Here is a 5,557-nt window from a genome sequence, read left to right as displayed (position 1 = left end):
CCATCCGGCGAGCTTCGCCCCGCGCGCAGCCGCATCCATCTCCGGCTTGAAGCGCCGTTCCAACGCCCAGCTCTTCGCGAATTCGTTTGCCTTCGGCCACACGCCTGCCTTCGACCCGGCAAGCCACGCCGCGCCCAGGGCGGTCGTCTCCAGGATCGTCGGACGGTCGACCGGCGCGTCGAGAATGTCGGCCAGCCGCTGCATGGTCCAGTCGGACGCCACCATGCCGCCGTCGACACGAAGCACCGTCTTGGCGGAAGCGCCTTTCCAGTCCTTGCGCATGGCATCGAGCAGGTCGCGCGTCTGGAACGCGACCGATTCGAGCGCGGCGCGCGCGAACTCTGCCGGGCCTGAATTGCGCGTCAGGCCGAAGATGGCGCCGCGCGCCTCCGCGTCCCAATGCGGCGCGCCAAGGCCGACAAAGGCCGGAACCAGATAGACTTGTTGCGCCGGATCGGCGGTCGCCGCGAGCGCACCGCTCTGCTCGGCCTTGCCGATCACCTTGATGCCGTCGCGCAGCCACTGCACGGCGGCGCCCGCGATGAAGATCGAACCTTCCAGCGCATAGGTGGTCTTGCCGTTCAACCGGTAGGCGATCGTGGTCAGAAGCCGGTTTCTGGAGCGCACAAGGTCGGCACCGGTGTTGAGCAGCGCGAAGCAGCCGGTGCCGTAGGTGGATTTCATCATGCCCGGCTCGAAACAGGCCTGGCCGATGGTCGCCGCGTGCTGGTCGCCGGCAACGCCGAGGATGCGCATCTCGGCGCCGAAAAGGCTCTTCTCGGTGAGGCCAAAGTCGTCGGCGCAGTCCTTCACGTCAGGCAGGATCTCTGCCGGTATGTTCAGGATCGAGAGCAGCTCTTCGTCCCAGGCATTCTTCTCGATGTTGTAGACCAGCGTGCGCGAGGCGTTTGTCGCGTCGGTCGCGTGCACCTTGCCGCCCGTCAGCCGCCAGATCAGGAAACTGTCGATCGTGCCGGCAAGCAATTCACCCTTCTCTGCGCGCTTCCTGGCTCCTTTCACCTTGTCCAGCATCCAGGCGATCTTGGTGCCGGAGAAATAGGGATCGAGCAGCAGCCCGGTCTTCTTCGAGAATTTTTTCTCAAGCCCCTGCTTCTTCAACTTCTGGCAGAGCGGCGCCGTGCGGCGGTCCTGCCAGACAATGGCATTGTGGATCGGCTCGCCGGTCGCCTTATCCCAGATCACGACCGTCTCGCGCTGGTTGGTGATGCCGATCGCGGCCACATCCGAAGCGGTACGTCCGGCGGACTTAAGCGCCGACTTCACCGTGGCGAGAACGCTTGCCCAGATATCTTCCGGATCATGCTCGACCCAGCCGGAGGCCGGATAATGCTGCGCGAATTCCTGCTGGCCGGTGCCTGCGACTTTCATCTTGTCGTCGAACAGGATCGCCCGGGTCGAGGTCGTTCCCTGGTCGATCGCCAGCACAAAACCGCTCATTCCATTCCCTCCACTACTCATGCAACAGGGGAGACGGCCAAGCCGCCTCCCCTGCATTTCTTACGCGGGCGAACGCGCCCACGTCATGCAGTTACTTCTGCCAGCTCTTCACCAGCTCGTCGTAGTTGATGGTGATCGGCTTTTCCTTCTCGTTCTCGATCTTCAACTGTGGCGCGAGATTGCCCTTCTTGACCGCATCCGCGTTCCAATAGGCGAGGTCGTGCTCTTCGGCCATCTTCGGGCCAATATCGCCCTGGACGCCCGACTTCTCGATGCGGCTCATGACCTTTTCCTGCTCGGCGCAGAGCGAGTCCATCGCTTCCTGCGCGGTCTTGGCGCCCGACGATGCATCGCCGATCGCCTGCCACCAGAGCTGCGCCAGCTTCGGATAGTCAGGCACGTTGGTACCGGTCGGCGACCACTGGACGCGGGCCGGCGAACGGTAGAACTCGATCAGGCCGCCGAGCTTCGGAGCGCGCTCCGTGAAGCTCTTGTCGTGAATCGTGCTCTCGCGGATGAAGGTCAGGCCGACATGGCTCTTCTTCACGTCGACGGTCTTCGAGGTGACGAACTGCGCATAAAGCCAGGCGGCCTTGGCGCGGTCGGTCGGCGTCGACTTCATCAGCGTCCAGGAACCCACGTCCTGGTAGCCGAGCTTCATGCCATCTTTCCAGTAGACGCCATGCGGCGACGGCGCCATGCGCCATTTCGGCGTGCCGTCGTCGTTCATCACCGCCTTGGCGCCGGCGTCGACCATCGAAGCGGTGAAGGCCGTGTACCAGAAGATCTGTTGGGCAACCGCGCCCTGGGCCGGAACCGGGCCGGATTCGGAGAAGGTCATGCCCTGCGCTTCGGCCGGAGCATAGGCCTTCAGCCAGTCGAGATATTTCTGGATCGAGTAGACCGCCGCCGGTCCATTCGTGTCGCCGCCGCGCGCGGTGCAGGAACCGACCGGGCGCGAATTCTCGTCGACCTTGATGCCCCATTCGTCGACCGGCAGGCCGTTCGGAATGCCCTTGTCGCCGTTGCCGGCCATGGAGAGCCAGGCATCGGTGAACCGCCAGCCGAGCGACGGGTCCTTCTTGCCGTAGTCCATGTGGCCATAGACCTTCTTGCCGTCGATCTCGCGGCCGGTGAAGAACTCGGCGATGTCCTCATAGGCCGACCAGTTGACCGGCACGCCGAGGTCGTAACCGTACTTGGCCTTGAAATCGGCCTTGTTCTTCTCGTCGTTGAACCAGTCGTAGCGGAACCAGTAGAGGTTCGCGAACTGCTGGTCGGGCAGCTGGTAGAGCTTCTTGTCGGGCGCCGTCGTGAACGACGTGCCGATGAAGTCCTTCAGGTCGAGGTTCGGGTTGGTAACATCCTTGCCGTCGCCTGCCATCCAGTCGGTCAGGTTGCGCACCTGCTGGTAGCGCCAGTGCGTGCCGATCAGATCGGAGTCGTTGACCCAGCCGTCATAGAGGTTCTGTCCCGTCTGCATCTGGGTCTGGATCTTCTCGACGACGTCGCCTTCCTGGATCGTGTCGTGCGTGACCTTGATGCCGGTGATGGCCGAGAAAGCGGGCGCCAGCACCTGTGATTCATAGGAATGGGTGGCGATGGTTTCCGACACCACCTTGATCTCCATGCCGGCAAACGGCTTGGCGGCGTCGATGAACCACTGCATTTCCTTTTCCTGATCGGCGCGCGAAAGCGTCGACAGGTCGCCTATCTCCTTGTCAAGAAAGCTTTTTGCCTCGTCCATCCCGGCATAGGCGTGGCCCGCCCCCAGCAATAGGACAAGGGCGGTCGTCGATGTAAGAAATTGCCGTCGCATGTGTCTCCTCCAGTCTTAGGTTTTGAAGTGTGATCCGGAGTGGCCGCCAGCACGCGGCCGCTCCGACTGTTTCCCCCTCTATACGTATCGGAACACGCCAATGGCGTAGACCACGGAGAGAGCGAGAGCCCACCACAGGTTGGGCCCAACCAGACCCAGCCAAGCGAGATGGATGAAGGCGCTGCCGAGCAGCGAAAGGAAGAGGCGATCGCCGCGCGTCGTCTCGAAGCGCAGGACGCCGATACGCGGATTGCCGCCCGGCGAGACGTATTCCCAGGCCGCCATGCCGCACAGCAGAAGCAGGATGGTTCCGAAGAAGGCCGCCGTCGGCCAGGTCCACGCCATCCAGGAGAAGTCGAGATTCATGGTCACACCCTCCCCAGGGCGAAGCCCTTGGCGATGTAGTTACGGACGAACCAGATAACGACCGCGCCGGGGATCAGCGTCAGCACACCGGCCGCGGCGAGCAGGCCCCAGTCCATGCCGGCGGCCGAGACTGTGCGGGTCATGGTTGCGGCGATCGGCTTGGCGTCAGTCGTGGTCAGCGTGCGGGCGATCAGAAGCTCCACCCACGAGAACATGAAGCAGAAGAAGCAGGCGACGCCGATGCCGCTGGCGATCAGCGGCATGAAGATCTTCACGAAGAAGCGCGGGAAGGAGTAGCCGTCGATATAGGCGGTCTCGTCGATCTCCTTCGGCACGCCGGACATGAAGCCCTCGAGAATCCACACCGCCAGCGGCACGTTGAACAGGCAGTGGGCGAGCGCCACGGCGATATAAGTGTCGATGAGCCCGAAGGCCGAATAGAGCTGGAAGAACGGCAGCGCGAACACCGCCGGCGGCGCCATGCGGTTGGTCAGCAGCCAGAAGAACAGATGCTTGTCGCCGAGGAAGCGGTAGCGCGAGAAGGCATAGGCTGCCGGCAGCGCCACCGCCACCGAGATCACCATGTTCATCACCACATAGGTGATCGAGTTGATGTAGCCCGAATACCAGGATGCGTCGGTGAAGATGGTGCGGTAATTCGCGAGCGTCGGGTTGTGCGGGAACAGCGTCAGCGACGACACGATCTCGGCATTGGTCTTGAAGCTCATATTGATGAGCCAGTAGATCGGCAGGAGCAGCACGACGATGTAGAGCGTCGGCACGATCCACCACCAGCGCGTTTCCTCGCCGCGGCGGCGCATCAGCTTCGCCACCTCGTCCTGCGACAGCGTGCTGCCCACTTCGGTGATCGCTGTTTCGCTCACGCGTGTCGTCTCGTTGGCGCCTGTCATCTGTCAGCGCTCCGCGTCGTAGTTGGTCATCACGGTGTAGAACACCCACGACAACAACAGGATGATCAGGAAATAGACCAGCGACATCGCCGCCGCCGGTCCGAGGTCGAACTGGCCGAGCGCCGTCTTGACGAGGTCGATCGACAGGAAGGTCGTCGAATTGCCGGGACCGCCGCCGGTGACGACGAAGGGCTCGGTGTAGATCATGAACGAGTCCATGAAGCGCAACAGTACGGCGATCAGGAGCACGCGCTGCATCTTCGGCAGCTGGATGTAGCGGAACACCGCCCAGCGCGAGGCGCCGTCGATCTTGGCCGCCTGGTAGAAGGCATCCGGAATGGAGACCAGACCGGCATAGCAGAGCAGCACGACCAGGCTCGTCCAGTGCCAGACATCCATGATGATGACCGTGACCCAGGCGTCGAACGGGTCCTGCACATAATTGTAGTTGAAGCCCAGCGCATTGACGTAATAGCCGAGAAGGCCGATGTCGTTGCGGCCGAACACCTGCCAGATCGTGCCGACGACGTTCCACGGGATCAACAGCGGCAGCGCCATCAGCACCAGGCAGACCGGCACGCCCCAGCCCTTCTTCGGCATGTTGAGCGCGATGAAGATGCCGAGCGGCACTTCGATCGCCAGGATGATGAAGGAGAAGATCAGGTTGCGCACCATCGCTTCCCAGAACCGGTCGGAGTGCAGCAACTCCTCGAACCATTCGGTGCCGGCCCAGAAGAAGACGTTGTTGCCGAACGTGTCCTGCACCGAATAATTGACCACGGTCATCAGCGGGATGACGGCCGAGAAGGCCACCAGCACCAGAACCGGCAGGACAAGGAACCAGGCCTTGTTGTTCCAGGTTTTGTCCATCTAGGCCCCCATCTCTACGCGCCAGGAATCGGCATAGATGTTGATGCCGGCCGGATCGAACCGGACTTTCGGGTCGGCAGGCACTTCGTCGTCCTCGCCGATCACAGCGGCGATCTCCCTACCTTCCAGATTG

General features: G+C 62.5%; 5 protein-coding genes and 1 pseudogene. All 6 read right to left on the bottom strand.

Annotated features, from left to right (window positions below; all coding sequences use genetic code 11):
* Nucleotides 1-1,458: glycerol kinase GlpK (gene glpK / locus EOA24_RS25860; RefSeq protein WP_127410199.1), on the bottom strand; the 1,458-nt coding region annotated here is incomplete at its 3' end.
* A 91-nt stretch (nucleotides 1,459-1,549) separates the two neighbouring features.
* On the bottom strand, nucleotides 1,550-3,277 hold the full coding sequence (locus EOA24_RS25855; RefSeq protein ID WP_126082599.1) for an ABC transporter substrate-binding protein: 1,728 nt from the start codon (nucleotides 3,275-3,277) through the stop codon (nucleotides 1,550-1,552).
* Between the two features lie 78 nt (nucleotides 3,278-3,355).
* Nucleotides 3,356-3,643, bottom strand: a complete 288-nt coding sequence (locus EOA24_RS25850) for a DUF2160 domain-containing protein (RefSeq protein WP_126082598.1) — start codon at nucleotides 3,641-3,643, stop codon at nucleotides 3,356-3,358.
* A gap of 2 nt (nucleotides 3,644-3,645) precedes the next feature.
* Nucleotides 3,646-4,554, bottom strand: a complete 909-nt coding sequence (locus EOA24_RS25845) for a carbohydrate ABC transporter permease (protein WP_127410198.1) — start codon at nucleotides 4,552-4,554, stop codon at nucleotides 3,646-3,648.
* Nucleotides 4,555-4,557: 3 nt separating this feature from the next.
* The gene (locus tag EOA24_RS25840; RefSeq protein ID WP_042642628.1) at nucleotides 4,558-5,424 is read right to left on the bottom strand and encodes a sugar ABC transporter permease; all 867 of its coding nucleotides are present in this window, start codon (nucleotides 5,422-5,424) and stop codon (nucleotides 4,558-4,560) included.
* Nucleotides 5,425-5,557: pseudogene (locus EOA24_RS43270) on the bottom strand (ABC transporter ATP-binding protein); the annotation flags it as partial. It lies immediately after the preceding gene.

Origin of the sequence: Mesorhizobium sp. M2A.F.Ca.ET.039.01.1.1, from assembly GCF_003998035.1 — a bacterium.
Lineage (GTDB): Bacteria > Pseudomonadota > Alphaproteobacteria > Rhizobiales > Rhizobiaceae > Mesorhizobium.
This window is presented reverse-complemented; position numbering and strand designations above follow the sequence as displayed.

Coding starts and splice junctions, on each gene's coding strand:
- EOA24_RS25850 (WP_126082598.1), bottom strand. CDS start 3,643: ATGAATCTCGACTTCTCCTGGATGGCGTGGACCTGGCCGACGGCGGCC.
- EOA24_RS25840 (WP_042642628.1), bottom strand. CDS start 5,424: ATGGACAAAACCTGGAACAACAAGGCCTGGTTCCTTGTCCTGCCGGTT.
- EOA24_RS25855 (WP_126082599.1), bottom strand. CDS start 3,277: ATGCGACGGCAATTTCTTACATCGACGACCGCCCTTGTCCTATTGCTG.
- EOA24_RS25845 (WP_127410198.1), bottom strand. CDS start 4,554: ATGACAGGCGCCAACGAGACGACACGCGTGAGCGAAACAGCGATCACC.